The sequence below is a fragment of the Xanthomonas hydrangeae genome (assembly GCF_032697525.1).
In the GTDB taxonomy this organism is placed as follows: Bacteria; Pseudomonadota; Gammaproteobacteria; order Xanthomonadales; family Xanthomonadaceae; genus Xanthomonas; species Xanthomonas hydrangeae.
Map to the genome: position 1 here is coordinate 2,595,001 of NZ_CP103836.1, position 17,640 is coordinate 2,612,640.

At 63.1% G+C, this 17,640-nt stretch carries 14 protein-coding genes, 2 rRNA genes and 1 pseudogene (1 of these 17 only partly in view); 13 read left to right on the plus strand and 4 right to left on the minus strand.

What is annotated here, in order from left to right:
- The 3 genes and pseudogenes from NYR97_RS10765 to NYR97_RS10775 form a co-directional block, all read left to right on the plus strand.
- Positions 1-1,247: ribosomal RNA gene (locus NYR97_RS10765) — 23S ribosomal RNA — on the plus strand; it begins 1,634 nt to the left of the window's first position.
- Positions 1,248-1,418: 171 nt separating this feature from the next.
- Positions 1,419-1,533, plus strand: a 5S ribosomal RNA gene (gene rrf / locus NYR97_RS10770).
- Positions 1,534-1,835: 302 nt separating this feature from the next.
- Positions 1,836-2,114, plus strand: a pseudogene (locus NYR97_RS10775) (DNA-formamidopyrimidine glycosylase family protein); the annotation flags it as partial.
- A 399-nt stretch (positions 2,115-2,513) separates the two neighbouring features.
- Here NYR97_RS10775 and putA read toward each other — a convergent pair.
- Entirely contained in the window at positions 2,514-5,714 is a 3,201-nt protein-coding gene (gene putA / locus NYR97_RS10780) for a bifunctional proline dehydrogenase/L-glutamate gamma-semialdehyde dehydrogenase PutA (protein WP_316697905.1), read from the minus strand.
- Between the two features lie 278 nt (positions 5,715-5,992).
- Between putA and NYR97_RS10785 the strand changes: the two genes are divergently transcribed.
- From NYR97_RS10785 to NYR97_RS10810, 6 genes are read left to right on the plus strand one after another with little or no spacing between them, the layout of a single operon-like run.
- A complete protein-coding gene (locus tag NYR97_RS10785; protein WP_006449742.1) occupies positions 5,993-6,469 on the plus strand; it encodes a DUF2244 domain-containing protein in 477 nt (158 codons plus the stop codon).
- 16 nt (positions 6,470-6,485) lie between these two features.
- The gene (gene coxB, locus NYR97_RS10790; protein ID WP_210762388.1) at positions 6,486-7,442 is read left to right on the plus strand and encodes a cytochrome c oxidase subunit II; all 957 of its coding nucleotides are present in this window, start codon (positions 6,486-6,488) and stop codon (positions 7,440-7,442) included.
- 39 nt (positions 7,443-7,481) lie between these two features.
- Complete coding sequence (gene ctaD, locus NYR97_RS10795) at positions 7,482-9,086, plus strand: cytochrome c oxidase subunit I (protein ID WP_316697906.1); 1,605 nt, start codon at positions 7,482-7,484, stop codon at positions 9,084-9,086.
- On the plus strand, positions 9,067-9,237 hold the full coding sequence (locus NYR97_RS10800) for a hypothetical protein (RefSeq protein WP_210762386.1): 171 nt from the start codon (positions 9,067-9,069) through the stop codon (positions 9,235-9,237). Before ctaD ends, NYR97_RS10800 begins: the two co-directional genes overlap by 20 nt.
- Positions 9,234-9,830, plus strand: coding sequence for a cytochrome c oxidase assembly protein (locus NYR97_RS10805; protein ID WP_316697909.1), 597 nt, complete (start codon positions 9,234-9,236; stop codon positions 9,828-9,830). The genes NYR97_RS10800 and NYR97_RS10805 overlap by 4 nt, the downstream gene beginning before the upstream one ends.
- 39 nt (positions 9,831-9,869) lie before the next feature.
- Complete coding sequence (locus NYR97_RS10810; RefSeq protein ID WP_316697911.1) at positions 9,870-10,745, plus strand: cytochrome c oxidase subunit 3; 876 nt, start codon at positions 9,870-9,872, stop codon at positions 10,743-10,745.
- A gap of 82 nt (positions 10,746-10,827) precedes the next feature.
- Here NYR97_RS10810 and NYR97_RS10815 read toward each other — a convergent pair whose 3' ends face one another.
- Entirely contained in the window at positions 10,828-11,046 is a 219-nt protein-coding gene (locus tag NYR97_RS10815; RefSeq protein ID WP_006449736.1) for a twin transmembrane helix small protein, read from the minus strand.
- 60 nt (positions 11,047-11,106) lie between these two features.
- Between NYR97_RS10815 and NYR97_RS10820 the strand changes: the two genes are divergently transcribed.
- The 4 genes from NYR97_RS10820 to cyoE are packed head-to-tail and all read left to right on the plus strand — an operon-like array spanning position 11,107 to position 14,508.
- A complete protein-coding gene (locus tag NYR97_RS10820; protein WP_316697913.1) occupies positions 11,107-11,832 on the plus strand; it encodes an SURF1 family protein in 726 nt (241 codons plus the stop codon).
- Positions 11,833-11,859: 27 nt separating this feature from the next.
- On the plus strand, positions 11,860-12,435 hold the full coding sequence (locus NYR97_RS10825; RefSeq protein WP_210762382.1) for a hypothetical protein: 576 nt from the start codon (positions 11,860-11,862) through the stop codon (positions 12,433-12,435).
- Positions 12,436-12,445: 10 nt separating this feature from the next.
- Positions 12,446-13,609: a COX15/CtaA family protein gene (locus NYR97_RS10830; RefSeq protein ID WP_316697914.1), complete on the plus strand. Its 1,164-nt coding sequence runs from the start codon at positions 12,446-12,448 to the stop codon at positions 13,607-13,609.
- Positions 13,610-13,611: 2 nt separating this feature from the next.
- Positions 13,612-14,508 carry a heme o synthase gene (gene cyoE / locus NYR97_RS10835; protein WP_316697917.1) on the plus strand — a complete coding sequence of 299 codons (897 nt, stop codon included), beginning with the start codon at positions 13,612-13,614 and terminating at the stop codon, positions 14,506-14,508.
- Between the two features lie 203 nt (positions 14,509-14,711).
- Here cyoE and NYR97_RS10840 read toward each other — a convergent pair whose 3' ends face one another.
- On the minus strand, positions 14,712-16,292 hold the full coding sequence (locus NYR97_RS10840; RefSeq protein WP_316697919.1) for a thioredoxin family protein: 1,581 nt from the start codon (positions 16,290-16,292) through the stop codon (positions 14,712-14,714).
- 268 nt (positions 16,293-16,560) lie between these two features.
- Positions 16,561-17,562: a bile acid:sodium symporter family protein gene (locus NYR97_RS10845; RefSeq protein ID WP_176339380.1), complete on the minus strand. Its 1,002-nt coding sequence runs from the start codon at positions 17,560-17,562 to the stop codon at positions 16,561-16,563.
- Positions 17,563-17,640: the final 78 nt, after the last annotated feature.

Consider the following 17,640-nt stretch of genomic DNA (forward strand, 5'->3'; position numbering starts at 1 on the left):
AACTCGGGTGAAGGAACTAGGCAACATGGCACCGTAACTTCGGGAGAAGGTGCACCCTTTTTGGTGGCTCATGCGAGCTATAGCTGAAGAGGGTCGCAGAAACCAGGCCGCTGCGACTGTTTATCAAAAACACAGCACTCTGCAAACACGAAAGTGGACGTATAGGGTGTGACGCCTGCCCGGTGCTGGAAGGTTAATTGATGGGGTCAGCCGCAAGGCGAAGCTCTTGATCGAAGCCCCAGTAAACGGCGGCCGTAACTATAACGGTCCTAAGGTAGCGAAATTCCTTGTCGGGTAAGTTCCGACCTGCACGAATGGCGTAACGACAGCGGCGCTGTCTCCACCCGAGACTCAGTGAAATTGAAATCGCTGTGAAGATGCAGCGTTCCCGTGGCAAGACGGAAAGACCCCGTGAACCTTTACTATAGCTTTACACTGAACGTTGAGTTCGTCTGTGTAGGATAGGTGGGAGGCTATGAAACTGTGGCGCTAGCTGCAGTGGAGCCATCCTTGAAATACCACCCTGTCGTGCTTGACGTTCTAACCTAGATCCGTTATCCGGATCAGGGACCGTGTATGGTGGGTAGTTTGACTGGGGCGGTCTCCTCCTAAAGAGTAACGGAGGAGCACGAAGGTACGCTCAGCGCGGTCGGACATCGCGCACTGTGTGCAAAGGCATAAGCGTGCTTGACTGCAAGATCGACGGATCAAGCAGGTACGAAAGTAGGTCTTAGTGATCCGGTGGTTCTGTATGGAAGGGCCATCGCTCAACGGATAAAAGGTACTCCGGGGATAACAGGCTGATACCGCCCAAGAGTTCATATCGACGGCGGTGTTTGGCACCTCGATGTCGGCTCATCACATCCTGGGGCTGTAGTCGGTCCCAAGGGTATGGCTGTTCGCCATTTAAAGTGGTACGCGAGCTGGGTTCAGAACGTCGTGAGACAGTTCGGTCCCTATCTGCCATGGGCGTTGGAAGTTTGAGAGGGGCTGCTCCTAGTACGAGAGGACCGGAGTGGACGAACCTCTGGTGTTCCGGTTGTCACGCCAGTGGCATTGCCGGGTAGCTATGTTCGGAAGCGATAACCGCTGAAAGCATCTAAGCGGGAAGCGCGCCTCAAGATGAGACTTCCCGGGGCACAAGCCCCCTAAAGGAACCATATAGACTATGTGGTTGATAGGTCAGGTGTGTAAGTACAGCAATGTATTGAGCTAACTGATACTAATGATCCGTGCGGCTTGACCATATAACCTCAAGTTGCCTTGGTCCCAACGAACGTTGGTAGATCATCAAATGCAAGCTACGTCACAAGTTAACTATGCGAGACGAGCGCCGTAGGTGCTTCCACACGCAAACGCTTGCACAGCAATGTGCACACGTTTGAGGAAGCTCCAACTGGCGACGCTCCAACCGTCTCCCTGGTGAAATTAGCGCTGTGGAACCACCCGATCCCATCCCGAACTCGGAAGTGAAACGCAGCTGCGCCGATGGTAGTGTGGCTCAAGCCATGCGAGAGTAGGTCATCGCCAGGGTCTTTACCCGAAACCCTCAGTCCAACTGGACTGGGGGTTTCTTTTTGTCCAAAACTTGGCGCGATACTCCGAGGCCGAGGCCGGCAACCGAAAGTTGACAGGAAGGCGACAGAGAAATCTGCAAATGCCGCTCTGATTCCCGCTGCGTTTGAACACCCGCGAAGCGGTGCTGGACGAGACTGCAGCACGCACACACGGACGTCCAAGCGCAGATCTGGCTCAGACGAGATTTGGTTTATGTGGCTCCGCCACCATATCCATCACGTCGGTAACATCGCCGGCCTCGCCTACTGGATATCTGCATGCCTGAGCTTCCCGAAGTCGAAACCACCTTGCGCGGCCTGGCCCCGCATCTGGTTGACCAACGGATTCATGGCGTCATCCTGCGACGACCGGATTTGCGCTGGCCGATTCCCGAGCAGATCGAGCGGCTGCTTCCTGGCGCCACCATTACCAACGTGCGGCGTCGCGCCAAGTATCTGTTGATCGATACCGATGCTGGCGGCAGTGCGCTGCTGCATCTTGGAATGTCCGGAAGTCTGCGCGTGTTGCCTGGCGATACATTGCCGCGTGCGCACGATTGGTCAAAGAACCGACCAGTCAGGGCGTCTGCCAGTAGACGTACCCTTGATAGTGCTGGCTTCCTGCTCATAAATCGGCACGAGGAGCACCGGTCACCTGCTAGTGCCAGCAGATGGGTCCTGATTGCACTCCACCGTCGCCAAACCCCTGCAACCATCTGGGTCTTTGGGACTACCAGGGCCATGCAATTCATCAAGATCAAGGTGACTCGCTGACTGGCTTATTCTTCGCCGCCATGCTGCTCACCGAGACTGCATCCGATACGCGTGTGCTTGGCCATATCACTTATCGCTGTCGCATGAGGCATTGGCAGAGCACAAGCCAACAAAAAACCCCGCGTGAGCGGGGTTTTTGTTGGTCCAATCGACCGCACTATGACGTCTGCATCGAGGCGAGGATCAGTCGCCCAAGGTCAGCAGGGAGGCATTGCCGCCGGCGGCGGTCGTGTTGACGGTGACGACTTTCTCGGTGGCGAAGCGCAGCAGGTAATGTGGACCCCCGGCTTTCGGGCCGGTGCCTGACAGGCCCTGGCCGCCGAAGGGTTGTACGCCGACGACCGCGCCGATCTGATTGCGGTTGACGTAGACATTACCAACCGCGACGCGTGTGGTGATGCGGTCGATGGTCTCGTCGATACGCGAGTGCACACCTAGCGTCAGTCCATAACCTGTGGCATTGATCTGGTCGATAACGGCATCAAGCTGGTCCGCTTTCCAGCGGATTACATGCAGCACTGGTCCGAAGATCTCACGTTGCAGCTGCGTCAGCGAGGTTAGCTCATAGGCGCGCGGGGCGAAGAAGCTGCCATGCGCGGTTGTTGGATTCAATGCCGTGCTGCCGATCAGGCGCGCTTCGCGATCCATGCGTGCTGCATGATCGTCGAGGATCTTGAGTGCATCTGCGTCGATTACCGGGCCAACGTCGGTGGACAGTAGCGCAGGGTCGCCGATCTTCAGCTCGCCCATGGCACCGGCGAGCATGGTCATGACCTTGTCGGCGATGTCGTCCTGCACGAACAAGACGCGAGCGGCCGAGCAGCGTTGGCCGGCGGACATGAAGGCGCTGGAGATCGCATCCTTGACGACGGCTTCGGGCAATGAAGAGGAGTCGGCGATGAAGGCGTTCTGGCCGCCGGTTTCGGCGATCAGTACACCGATCGCGGCGTCGCGTGCAGCCAGGGTGCGGTTGATGACCCGTGCGGTCTCCGTGGAGCCGGTGAAAGCGACGCCGGCCACGCGCGGGTCGTTGGTCAGCGCGGCGCCAACGGTCGCGCCATCGCCTGGCAGGAACTGCACGACAGCCTCGGGGATGCCCGCTTCTTGCAGCAGCTTCACCGCCGCGTAGCCGATCAGGTTGGTTTGCTCTGCCGGCTTGGCGATGACGCTGTTGCCGGCGGCCAGGGCGGCGGCGACCTGACCCAGGAAGATGGCGAGCGGGAAGTTCCATGGGCTGATGCAGACGAACACGCCGCGCCCGTGCAACTGCAGCTCGTTGGATTCGCCAGTTGGACCGGGCAGACGCTCGGGGGCGCCGAACTGGGCGCGTGCCTGGCCGGCGTAGTAGCGCAGGAAGTCGACTGCTTCGCGGACCTCGGCCACTGCGTCGGGCAGGGTCTTGCCGGCTTCCTTGACGCAGATCGCCATGAACTCTGGCATGCGCGCCTCGAGCAGGTCGGCTGCGTGTTCCAGGATGGTGGCGCGGCTGGCGGCGGGCGTGCGGTTCCAGGCGGGCTGCGCGGCGGCAGCGGACGCCAGCGCCTTCTGCACGGTTGCCGGATCGGCCGGCTGCCAATGGCCGACGGTTTCGCGTCGGTCTGCGGGGTTGAGTACCCCTTCGCTGGGCGTGCTGAGCACTGCGCCGGGCACCAGTGGGATAGCCTTCCACGGTTTGATCGCGGCATTGAGTTGCTCGGCCAGCTGCCGCAGATCGTTGTCGTTGGCGAGATTGGCGCCCATGGAGTTTTTCCTGTGTTGGTTCTGGCTGCGCAACAGATCGGTCGGCAGCGGAATCTTGGGATGCGGAATGGAGCTAAACGACGACACCGCTTCGACCGGATCGCGGATCAGGTCTTCGATGGCGACGTCCTCGTCGGTGATGCGATTGACGAAGCTGGAATTGGCGCCGTTTTCGAGCAGGCGACGCACCAGGTACGGCAGCAGATCCTCGTGCGAGCCGACCGGCGCGTACACGCGGCAGGGCAACCCCAGCCGGTCGGCCGGAATCACTTCGGCATACAGGTCATCGCCCATGCCGTGCAGTTTCTGGTGTTCGTACACCTTGCCGCCGGAGATCGCGCGGACCGCCGCGATGGTCTGCGCGTTGTGCGTGGCGAACATCGGGTACAGCGCATCGCTGTGCGCGAACATGCGACGTGCGCAGGCCAGATACGACACGTCGGTATTCTGCTTGCGGGTAAAGACCGGATAGCCGGGGTGACCTTCGATCTGTGCGCGCTTGATCTCCGCGTCCCAGTACGCGCCCTTGACCAGACGCACCGGAATCCGACGGCCGACGCGACGTGCCAGGTCGGCGAGGAAATCGATCGTGTACGGCGTGCGCTTCTGGTAGGCCTGCACCGCAAGGCCATAGCCTTCCCATCCATCCAGCGATGGGTCGGAGAACGTGGCCTCGATGATGTCCAGCGACAGTTCCAGGCGGTCGGCTTCTTCGGCATCGACGGTGTAGCCGATGCCGTAGGACTTGGCCAGTTGCGCCAGCTCGAGCACGCCCGGTACCAGCTCGGCCATCACGCGCGCACGCTTGGCATGTTCGTAGCGCGGATACAGTGCGGACAATTTGATCGAGATGCTGGGCGCTGCGAATACATCGGTGCCGACGAAACTGCCGCTGCGGCCGATCGCGTGGATGGCATCGCGGTATGCCTGCAAGTAGCGCTGCGCATCCTTCATGGTCAATGCGCCTTCGCCGAGCATGTCGAACGAATAGCGGTAATCGGCGTTGTCGCCCTTGCGCGAGCGCGAGAGGGCTTCACCGATGGTGCGGCCCATGACGAACTGGTGGCCCATGATCTTCATCGCCTGGCGCACGGCCAGGCGGATCACCGGTTCGCCAACGCGGCCGATCAGGCGCTTGAACGCGCCCGGCACGTCTGCGCGGGTGAGGTCGTTGAGTTGCACCAGCTTGCCGGTGAGCATCAGGCCCCAGGTCGATGCATTGACCAGCACCGAGTCGCTGCCGCCGACGTGCTTTTTCCAGTCCGCATCGCCGAGCTTGTCGCGGATCAGCTTGTCTGCGGTGTCCTGGTCGGGAATGCGCAACAGCGCTTCGGCCACGCACATCAGCAGTACACCTTCCTCGCTGCCCAGGTCGTATTGGCGCATGAAGGCTTCGATCGCACCCTGGTCCTGTGCACGTGCGCGGACGCGGGTGACCAGGTCGGCGGCGACCGCCTGCACCTTGGCCTGTTCGGCGGCGGGCAGGCGGGCCTGGTCGAGCAGTTCGCGCACGTGCTCGGCTTCGTCCTTGAGCCAGGCGGCGGTGATGGCGGCGCGTAATGCACCGGGTGCGGCAGGCAGCTCGGGCGCCAACAGCGGGCGCGCAACTGGGTTGGAGGCAAGCGGGTCGAGCTGAGCGTTCATGCGAAAGATGCCTGGGGATCCGCGCTCATTCTAGAGAGCGGAAGTACCTGCGCACTTGTGTGGAAGCGGCAACTTTTCCGCCGTTTTGTGCATGTCGCCATCGCACGTGCAAGCGGACTCGATCGTTGCTGGCTGCAGCCGCCTGCATCGGGGAAGTGATTGATTTACGCGCATTTTTAGCTGCACTGCAGCAATTGAATGATTGCCGGAAACGCTTGCCGCATGCGTTCGCGCGGGTCTACCATCGGGCTATTCCCGCAGTGCGCTGCGTGTTGCCAATGATCGAAGTGCTGCCGTTGATGTCCGAAGGGGTTGGGACGCAGGTGCGGTTGCGGCCTCCGCGGGCACTGTCTGCCAGGCAATTCGTGCAATTGTTCGCAGTGTTGGCGGGAACGATGTGGTTGTTTGCAGGCCTGGGGTGGTGGACCGGCAATGCGTTCGCGCCGGTGTTCGCCCTGTTGCACAGTGGTGTGGTGGCGCTGGCGCTACGGCAGTTGTGGCGAAGTGGCGAGCGCGAAGAAGCGATCCGGGTGGGGGAAGCCGTTGTCGAGGTGTTTCCGTCCGGGCATGCGCCACCAGCGTTTCAGGCTCATCCGCACTGGGTGCGGTTATCCATGGAACGCGACGACAGGGTGTTGCTGATAAGCAGCGGCAGGCAGATCGAGATCGGAAGTTTTCTCGGGCCGGCCGAACGTGTGGAACTGGCAACTACGCTGAAACGCTTGCTCGCGGCCGCCAATGGCCGTCACCGATGACGTAAGGGTCTAGGCAATGACGCAACGCAGCAGCTGGAAGGCGACGTATTCGAAGATGGCTTTGGCGATGGTGGCGCTATTGAGCGCACAAGGTGCCTGGGCGCAGTCGGCCGACCCCAAGGAATGGCAGCTCAACATGGGCCGCGGGGTCACGCAGACCGCGCGCATGGCCTATGAGGCGCACATGGTGGCGCTGTGGGTCTGCGTGGTGATCGGCGCGCTGGTGTTCGGTGCGATGGGCTATGCGATCTTCAAGTTTCGCAAGTCCAAGGGTGCGGTGGCGGCGCAATTCAGCCATAACACCACGGCTGAAGTGCTGTGGACGGTGATTCCAGTGTTGGTGCTGATTGCGATGGCCTGGCCGGCAACGGCCAAGCTGATTGCGATGTACGACACGCGCGAGTCGGAGATGACCGTCAAGGTCACCGGCTACCAGTGGATGTGGAAATACGAGTATCTGGGCCAGGGCGTGGAATTCACCAGCCGGCTGGCCCGCGAATCCGACCGCATCCGCCAGAGTGGCGAGCGTCCGACCGCTGCATCGCAACCGCATTATCTGTTGGACGTGGACAACCGCCTGGTGCTGCCGGTCGGCACCAAGATCCGCTTCGTGATCACAGCCGATGACGTCATCCATGCGTGGTGGGTGCCGGCATTGGGCTGGAAGCAGGACGCGATCCCCGGCATCGTCAACGAGGCATGGACCAACATCGAGCAGCCGGGCGTGTATCGCGGGCAGTGCGCCGAGTTGTGCGGCAAGGATCATGGCTTCATGCCGATCGTGGTGGAGGCGTTGCCCAAGGCCGAATTCCAGCGCTGGCTGGCGGCGCGTCGCAGTGCAAGCGCAACGCCTGCTGCACCCGCAGGCACGCCGGCACCGGCGCCGGCGTCCACACCTGCAGCAGCGCCTGCCGGTGAAGCCGCTCCGGCGGGTGCACCTGCTCCAGCTGCAACACCGACCGCCGCTCTCTAATCGCTCGCAACCGCATCGCTTCACAGAGGTCGTTCCGTCATGGCGCATACCGCAGTCGATCACCACGGACACCACCAGCCCGGTTTCGTCGAACGCTGGTTCTTCTCGACCAATCACAAGGACATCGGCACGCTGTATCTGCTGTTTTCCTTCGTGATGTTCATCATCGGCGCGGCGATGAGCGTGGTGATTCGCGCCGAATTGATGCAGCCCGGATTGCAGTTCGTCAAACCCGAATTCTTCAACCAGATGACCACCGTGCACGCACTGGTGATGATCTTCGGTGGCGTGATGCCGGCTTTCGTCGGCCTGGCCAACTGGATGATTCCGCTGCAGATCGGCGCGCCGGACATGGCGCTGCCGCGCATGAACAACTGGTCATTCTGGCTGCTGCCGGTCGCGTTCACGCTTTTGCTGCTGACGCTGTTTCTGCCCGGCGGTGCGCCGGCCGGTGGCTGGACGCTGTACCCGCCGCTGTCGCTGCAGGGCGGCTACAACGTGGCCTTCAGCGTGTTTGCGATCCATGTCGCCGGCGTCAGTTCGATCATGGGTGCGATCAACATCATCGCCACCGTGCTCAACATGCGTGCACCCGGCATCGATCTGTTGAAGATGCCGATCTTCTGCTGGGCCTGGCTGATCACCGCGTTCCTGCTGATCGCGGTGATGCCGGTGCTGGCCGGTGCGGTGACCATGTTGCTGACCGACAAGTTCTTCGGCACCAGCTTCTTCAATGCGGCTGGCGGCGGCGACCCGGTGATGTACCAGCACATCTTCTGGTTCTTCGGGCACCCCGAGGTGTACATCATGATCCTGCCGGCGTTCGGCGTGGTCAGCGAGATCATCCCGACCTTCAGCCGCAAGCCGCTGTTCGGCTATCAGGCAATGGTCTATGCGATCGCGGCGATCGCGTTTTTGAGCTTTATCGTGTGGGCGCACCACATGTTCACCGTGGGCATGCCGCTCGGTGGCGAAATCTACTTCATGTTCGCCACGATGCTGATCTCCATCCCGACCGGGGTGAAGGTGTTCAACTGGGTCAGCACGATGTGGAAGGGCTCGCTGACGTTCGAATCGCCGATGCTGTGGGCGGTGGCCTTCGTGATCCTTTTCAGCATCGGTGGATTTTCGGGCCTGATGCTGGCGATCGTGCCGGCGGACTTCCAGTATCACGACACCTATTTTGTAGTCGCGCATTTCCATTATGTGTTGGTCACCGGTGCGGTGTTCGCGCTGATTGCGGCGGTGTATTACTGGTGGCCGAAGTGGACCGGGCGGATGTACAACGAGACCTGGGCCAAGTTCCATTTCTGGTGGACGATGGTGTTCGTCAATCTGCTGTTCTTCCCGCAGCACTTTCTCGGCTTGGCCGGCATGCCGCGGCGGATTCCCGATTACAACGTGGTATTCGCCGACTGGAATCTGATCAGCTCGATCGGCGCGTTCGGCATGTTCGCTACGCCGTTCTTGATGGCCGGCATTCTGTTTGCTTCGCTGCGCAATGGCGCAAAGGCCGAGGCGCGCGCCTGGGAAGGCGCGAAGGGGCTGGAGTGGACGGTGCCATCGCCCGCACCTGCGCATACCTTCACCGTGCCGCCGGTGATCAAGCCTGGAGATCTTGCGCATGAAGACATCGGTCACTGAGTCCGCGCCGGCAGCGGTGACACGCCTGCTCTCGGCTGCCGAACGGCAGGCGCAACAGCGTCGCGCCGTGCGCCGCACCGCGATCACCGTGGGCATCATCGCGTTGCTGATCTACGCGGGTTTCATCGCCTCGGGAGTCATCGGGCGTTGAGTACCCATGCGCCTGCACCTGCACCGACTGCCGGCCTGTTCAAACTGCTGGGCGTGGTGTTGGGCGTGTTCGTGCTGACGTTTTCGTTGGTGCCGCTGTACCGCATCGCCTGCGAAAAAGTCTTCGGCATTCGTATGGAGCGCGCACCTGGCAGCACGCATGCGAGTGCTGCCGGGACTGCAGCGGCGGGCAAACGCACGGTGCGGGTGGAGTTCGATGCCGGGGTCAATTCGAAGTTGCCGTGGACCTTTCGTCCCGAGCAGATGACGATGGATGTAGTACCGGGCGAACTCAACGAAGCGCTGTACTTTGCGCGCAACGACAGCGCGCGTGCGGTGGTCGGCAGTGCGGTGCCATCGGTCGCACCGGCGCGTGCGTCCGGATACTTCAACAAGACCGAATGTTTCTGTTTTACCGCGCAGACCTTGCAGGCCGGCGAAACGCGCGACATGCCGCTGCGTTTCATCGTCGACCCTGCGTTGCCGCCGGAAGTCACCACGATCACCTTGTCCTACACGTTCTATCGCAATGACACCCTGACCTCGGAGTTGCAAGGCGGTGGCGCATCCAGCGCGCCGCGTGCGGCGCCGTAATCCTTCCTCCACACGCAGCACCGACACGGAAGCAACGCCATGGCCGACCATAGTCCCAATGCCGACGCGTATTTCGTCCCGAGCCAGAGCAAGTGGCCGTTTGTCGGGTCGATTGCGATGTTCGTGATGATGATCGGCGTGGCCAGCTGGCTCAACGATGCGGCATGGGGACGTTGGACGTTCTTCGCAGGCGTTGCGATGTTGCTGGCGACCTTGTTCATGTGGTTTGGCGATGTCATCCGCGAATCCAATGCCGGGCACTACAACCGCCAGGTGGATGGGTCGTTCCGCATGGGGATGGTGTGGTTCATTTTTTCCGAGGTGATGTTCTTCTGCGCCTTCTTCGGTGCGTTGTTCTATACGCGCGTGCTGACGCTGCCGTGGCTGGGCGGTGAAGGCGATGGCGTGATGACCAATGAGCTGCTGTGGAATGGGTACTCCGCCGCGTGGCCGACCAACGGCCCGGGCACGATCGGCGGGCAGTTCCAGACCATCCTGGCGTGGGGCCTGCCGCTGATCAATACGCTGATCCTGCTCAGCTCCGGTGTGACGCTGACCATCGCCCATCACGCGCTGAAAGGTGGCCGACGCGGTGCGCTGCTGGTGTGGCTGGGTCTGACCGTGCTGCTGGGGTGTGTGTTCCTGTTCCTGCAGGCCGAGGAATACATCCACGCCTACACCGAGCTCAATCTGACGCTGGGATCCGGCATCTACGGCTCGACCTTCTTCATGCTCACCGGCTTCCACGGTATGCACGTGCTGCTTGGCACGATCATGTTGGCGGTGATGTGGTTGCGCGTGGCGCGTGGGCACTTCACCCGCGACAACCACTTCGCCTTCGAAGCGGCTGCGTGGTACTGGCACTTTGTCGACGTGGTATGGCTGGCGCTATTTTTGTTCGTGTATGTACTTTGAGGGCGGGGATTGGGGAGTCGCAAGAGCGATCCGCTTTTGCTATTACGAATCCCCAATGCCGAATCACCAATCTCATCGGCCGTCAGCGGCCGAGCCCATGCGGCTTGATCCAGCCGGTGTAGATGCCGAGGATCACCACCGCGATCAGCGCGACCGACAGACCGATGCGCCAGGTGAGTGCGTTGACGGTGCGCTTGGTCTCGCCGCGATCGGTGAGCAGGTAATAGAGACCCGCGCCCAGGTTCCATAGAATCACGATCAGGAAGGCGACAATCAGCAGCGTCTTGAGCGAATCGTTCACAACAGCCCCGGTGGTCGTCGGCGTGGTAACGGTATTGCACGCCTTTTTGCGTCGCTTGTCATGATGCGCAAGCACACGGCGGTGTTGGGCTGGTGTCTGGCGTTGCTGGTCAGCGCTGGTTTTGCGGCGCTTGGGTACTGGCAGCTGCAGCGCATGCACAGCAAGCAAGGGTTGCTGGAACGCGCTGCGCATGTGCGCGAGATGCCGTTGACCTTGGTGCAAGCGTTAGCCACGCCGCATGCGCTGGCATGGGTGAGCGGAGACGTGCGTTTTCTGCCGCAACAGGTGTTGCTGGACAACCAACTGCATGCAGGGCGCGCCGGTGTGCGCGTTTATCAACTCGCCGCGCCGCAAGACAGCCCGGTCACGCTGCTGATCGATCTGGGCTGGCTGCCGTTACCGGCCAATCGGCAGTTGCCGACGATCACGCCACTGCAAGGCATCCAGGCACTGCAGGGGTTGTTGAGCGCGCCGCCATCGGCCGGACTTGCGATCGGGCCGGCATTGGCCACCGCCAATGCACCTCAGACCTGGCTGGCCACGCGCCTGGATGCAGAAGCCCTGCGCAGTGCGCTTGGCAGGCGCGACATTTCGTCGCAGGTCTTGCGGCTGGATCCGGCCCTACCGGTCGGTTATGCGCGCGATCTGGAGATGCTGCCGAACACGCTGCCACCCGCGCGGCACTTGGGTTATGCGGTGCAATGGTTCGGTCTGGCCGCAGCGGTGCTGGTCACCGCCACGCTGCTGACGTGGCGTGCGCGTCGCCGCCGTCGACGCGGGCACTGACGCCTGCGGCATGAGAAAATCGCCGGCATGACCTCATCCACATCGGCCACGCCGCACTCGGTCAAACGCGGCCGCAGGATGCTGATTGCCCTGGCGGTGCTGTTCTTCGGCTCGATGTTGCTGGCCGGCGTGCTGCGCTTCTCCGGATGGCAGCCGGCATCGATGCGCAACCATGGCGAACTGCTCAAGCCGCCTGCCGACCTGCGCGGGTTGGTGCCGGTGCGCGCGGACGGGCAGCCGTATGCCTGGATGCCTGCCGAACGTGTGTGGCGGATTGCGCTCGCACCGCCTGCCAGCTGCACGCAGCAGTGCGTGGCGCTGGCGGCCGAACTGGACAAGGTGTGGCAACTGCTCGGGCATCGCGCCGACAAGGTGGAGGTGCTGTGGATCGGCAGCCCGCCAGCCGGTCTGCCGCCGATGCCGGCCCTGCGTGTGCTGCGCGAGGATGCGCGGCTGCGGCAGGCGTTACCGCGTGCCAACGATGCCGCCGGCGTGCCGGTGTATGTGATCGACCCCAACGGCTTCGTGATCCTGCGGTATGCCCCAGGGTTCGACCCGGCCGGCCTGCGCGCCGATCTGGTCAAGCTGCTGAAACTGATGTGAGCCCGTTTCGATGAATCTCTTTGCGCCACCGGCATTGTTCCGCCACTTCCATCGCATGGCCTGGCTGGCGGCGTTGTTCACTGCGAGCACGATCCTGTTCGGGTCGTTCGTGCGCCTGTCCGATGCCGGCATGAGCTGCCCGGACTGGCCGACCTGCTATGGCCGCGTCACCTGGCCGCAGACCAGCGACGAGGCCAATACGCATGCGGCCAGCAAGATCCGCCCGCTGGAGTCGCACAAGGCCTGGCGTGAGCAGGTGCACCGTTTTCTGGCCGGCGCGCTCGGGGTGGAAGTGCTGGTGCTGTCGTTGCTGGCGGTGCGGCGCCGTCGCATGGGCATCGCCCAGGTGGTGTCTGCGGCGGTGCTGGTGGCGTTGTCGATCCCGCTGTACATGTCCGGCTGGCACACGCTGGCGTCCGGGGTGGCGATCGCGGGCGAGGCCATCCTGCTGCTGGCGGCATTGCGCTGGAGCAATATCGATCTGGCCCGCGCGGCGGTGCTGACGCTGGCGGTGGTGATCTTCCAGGCGCTGCTGGGCATGTGGACGGTGACGCTGCTGCTCAAGCCGATTGTGGTGATGGGCCATCTGCTCGGCGGCATGCTGATGTTCTCGCTGCTGGTGTGGATGGCCTGGCGCGCGACGCATCTGCCGATCACGCTGGCCGACGCCTCGCGGCTGAAGTGGCTGTTGCGCCTGGGCGTGGCGGTACTGGGCCTGCAGATCGCGCTGGGCGGTTGGGTCAGTGCCAACTACGCGGCGCTGGCCTGCGGCGGCGGTAGCTGGTCGGCCGACAATTTCCCGCGTTGCGTGAGCCAATGGTGGCCGCCACACGACTTCCGCGAAGGCTTCACACTCTGGCGCGGGATCGGGGTGGATTACGAAGGCGGTGTGCTCGATGGCGCGGCGCGTATCGCGATCCAGATGGCGCACCGGTTGTGGGCGATTGCGACAGCGCTGTATCTGTGGTGGCTGGCCTGGCGCCTGTCGCGTTCGCCGGGCATGCGCGTGTGGGCCGGTGCGCTAGCGGTATTGGTGGCGGTGCAGGTGACGCTGGGCATGCTCAACGTCAAGCTGGCGTTGCCGCTGGAAGTGTCGGTGCTGCACAACGGCGGAGCGGTGGCATTGTTGTTCGTGCTGGTCTCGCTGCTGGCGCGGCTGCGCGCGCCGGAGTGAACATGGCTGTCAGCGCACGCGATTACTGGGATCTGACCAAACCCAAGGTGGTGGCACTGATCGTGTTCACCGCATTGGTGGGCATGTTCCTGGCCATCCCCGATGTGCCGACGTGGCTGCAGGTGCGCACCGGTGCGTTGGGCTTTCTGGGCATCTGGCTGGCGGCATCGGCGGCGGCGGCGATCAATCAATTGCTCGATGCCAAGATCGATGCGCAGATGGCGCGCACCTCTTGGCGCCCGCTGGTGGTGGGCAAGGTGCGGCCGTGGCAGGTGCTGGTGTTTGCCAGCATGCTGATCGTGATCTCCATGACCATTCTGGTGGTCTGGGTGAATGTGATCACCGCGGTGCTGACCTTCGCGTCGCTGATCGGTTACGCGGTGATCTACACCGTGTACCTGAAGCGTGCGACCTCGCAGAACATCGTGATCGGCGGGCTGGCCGGTGCCACGCCGCCGATGCTGGGCTGGGCCGCAGTCACAGGTTTGCCGACCAGCGCCGACTGGATCAACGCCTCGCTGCTGGTGCTGATCATCTTCATCTGGACGCCGCCGCATTTCTGGGCGCTGGCGATCTTCCGTCGCGCCGATTATGCCAAGGCCGCGATCCCGATGTTGCCGGTGACCCATGGCGTGCCGCATACGCGCAGGCAGATCCTGGTCTACACGGTGCTGCTGGCGATCGTGACCCTGCTGCCGGTGGCGGTGGGCATGAGCGGGGTGTTCTATCTCGGCGGTGCGCTGGTGCTCAACGTGGTGTTCCTCTGGTACGCCTGGCGCATGCTCGATCCGCCGGACGAGCTGTTCTCGATGAAGATGTTCGGGTATTCCATCGTGTATCTGATGGCGCTGTTCGCGTTCCTGATGGTGGATCACTTGCTGCTGCCATGGGTGCGCTAGCGGCAGCGACAGGCAGCTGACGCCAGGAGCGGGCTGACAAAGCTGCTGTGCGGCCGCCGATGGGTGCGGCCAGTGCTCGGACGCGGCATGTATCAGCCATACACGCCGGTCCCGAGCACGTTCAACATTCATTGGCCAACTGCCAACCGTGCTCTGTCAGCCGCGCCAAGTCGCCGCGCAACTGCCTGCACGGTTGCGCAGGCTCAGCTCAGCCAGTTGGCGCACTCGCTGGTGTTCTTGCTGCCGCAGCTGGTCTGCATCTTCTGCTGAAGTCGTGTCAGCACCGCATTGCCTTGCTGGTGGTGCTGCTTGCCCCAAGTCTTGAGTGCAGCGCCCAGCGTTGCGAAGCGCTGCCGGGTGCGTTGACGGTAACCGTCGGGTTGCCCGGCCAGCTCGCCGATCACCTGTGTGGCGGCCGCCTCGATGCCGGCAGTGTCGTCGGGACTGAGCCGGATCAAGCCATCCACATACATCACACCCCACTGCACGCGGGTGGCGGGTCCTTGCGCACCCTCGTAGGCTTTTTTAAGCCAGGACAGCGCGGTCTTTTTATCACCGCGTTGTTCGGCCAGATCGGCCAGTTCGGGCATGTAGTAGTACGGCGTCTTGCTGCGTGCCAATTCGGCCAGCAGCAGCTGCTCGGCGCCGCTACCATCGCCTACTTCGCTCTGTAGCGCCGCGGCGGTGCTGATGGTGGATTGGCGCTCTTCGTCGGTCTTGGCGGTGTCGGTGGCCCATTGCACGCGTTGCTGCACGGTGTCGACAACGGTTTTGGGGAGTGGTGGTTGCGGGCCGTTCGCTTCGGTTTCGGTGGGCTGGCCCTGCGCCAGGCGTGCCAGCTGGATCTGTGCGTAGGCAGTGCCCAGCCGGTCGGCGATCGGCAACGCGGTGTCGGCGTAGACCTTGTCCAATGCCAGATTCAGTGCGTTGGACAAGGTGGCACGCTCGCCGGCATCGCGGCTGGCAGCGGCGACCAGACGCGCGGGGACGTAGGTCAGCGTGCCGAGATTGGCGCGTACTTCTGCCGGATCGGCCAGTACCGATTCCAGCAGGGTGCGAGCAGCCGGAGTCGGGGCGGGAGGCTCCTTGGCCGCCGCAATCGCTGCCAGCGCGAAGCTGCGTTGCAGGGCCGGCTGCGGGGCCGATTTGGACAGGCGCGTGAGCACATCGACGGCCTCATCGGGTTTGACTAGCCGATCGTCGGTGCCCCAGGCGTAATTGCCGAGCACGGCCCAGTCGTCCGCGCTGAGTTGCTGCGGGGTCTGCAAGGCCGTCTCCAGCAGTTGCTTGGCGGTGCTGGTGCTCTTGGCCGCCACGCGCAGCACATCGGCCAGACGCGCGTTGTCGGCGTCGCCGGCCAGGCGGGTGATCTCGCTGCGATCCGGGCGCAGCACGATGATGGTCGGGTAGCCCTTGATGCCGAAGCGCTCGCCCCAGGCCTGCGCGCCTTCCGAATCGCCATCCAGGTGCACCGCCACGAATTGCTGGGTGCGGGCGATGAAGGCCGGATCCTTGAACAAGGTGGCCTTCAGACGATTGCACGGCGGGCACCAGGCCGCGCCCCAGTACAGCAGGATCGGCTTACCGCTTTCCTTGGCCTCGACGAAGGCGTCTTCCACATCGCCCTCGCGCCAGGCGATGCTGGACGCTGGGGCAGGCGTGGCCGTTGTCTTGGTCTGCGCGGGTGCCGATGGCGTAGCGGGCTTGTCGCAGGCGGTCAGGGTGGCGAGTAGCGCCAGCAGCGCGATCAAGGACGGGGAAGGGCGTCGGAACGACAGCGTCATGGCAATCACCGATTGGGGGCGGCAGGGGGACGATCAAGCACTCTAGCGAGCTGTGCCTTGCCAAACATGCGACAGCTCATGACGCTTGTCCATCTGCTTAGAACCCGCTCCGAGCTGCAATGCGAAGTGCCATCACGTGGAGCGTCGTGGCTTGGCGTTTGCGGCAGATGCAACCCGCCGACAGCAAGCAGGCACCTGCAGGCCACGCAACGCGGGCCGCGCCTGCTTGTAAGCGATCAGACCACCGCGGTGGCAGTGATCATCGCGCTCAGTGACCACCGGCACCGGCTTGCGGCTCGCTCGGTGCGGTACGTGCGTAACGTGCGGCCACGAACGCGCAGACGATCAGCTGCAGCTGGTGGTACAGCATGATCGGCAACACGATCGCACCGAGGCCGCCGCCGGCGAACATCACCTTGGCCATCGGCACGCCGGTGGCCAGGCTCTTCTTGGAGCCGCAGAAGACAATTGCGATCTCGTCGGCGCGGTTGAAGCGCAGGCGGCGCGCGATGAAGGTGATCGAGAGCATCGCAACGGCCAGCAACAGCGCGGCCGCACCGAGTACGGCGAGCAGGGCCGGCAACGGCGTCTTCTGCCACAGCCCTTCGTTCACCGACGCGCTGAAGGCGGTGTAGACCACCAGCAGGATAGTGCCCTGGTCGGTGTAACGCAGCACGGCGCGATGCCGTTCGACCCAGCCGCCGATCCACGGACGCAGGAAATGCCCGGCCAGAAACGGCACCAGCAGCTGCAGCATGATCTTGCCGATCGCCTCGGCCGGGTGCGCCATCGCGCCTTGGCTGCCGACCAACAGACCCATCAACAATGGCGTGAGAAACACGCCCAACAGGCTGGAAAGCGAGGCTGCACAGACGGCGGCCGGCACGTTGCCGCGCGCCATCGAGGTGAATGCGATCGACGATTGCACCGTGGATGGCAGCGCGCACAAGAACAACAGGCCCACATACAGCTCCGGTGTCAGCGCCAGATGCGCGAGCGGTTTGGACAACACCCCGAGCAGCGGAAACAGCACGAAGGTGCAGGTCAGGATCACCAGATGCAGGCGCCAATGCAGCGCGCCGGCCTTGACGGCCTCACGCGACAACCGCGCGCCGTGCAGGAAGAACAACGCGGCGATCGCCACATCGGTGACATCGTCCATGATCGCGGCAGCCGTGCCGTAGACCGGCAGAAACGAGGCGAGCGTGACCGTGCACAGCAGCGCGAGGGTGAATGGATCAATGCGCAACCGCGCCAGCAGCTTCTTCATCGAGGTCCCGGAGAGTGCGCGCTCAGGCGCGTGGTGCGCGTCATTCTACGATGCACGGTGGCCTGGGCAGCGCGCAGA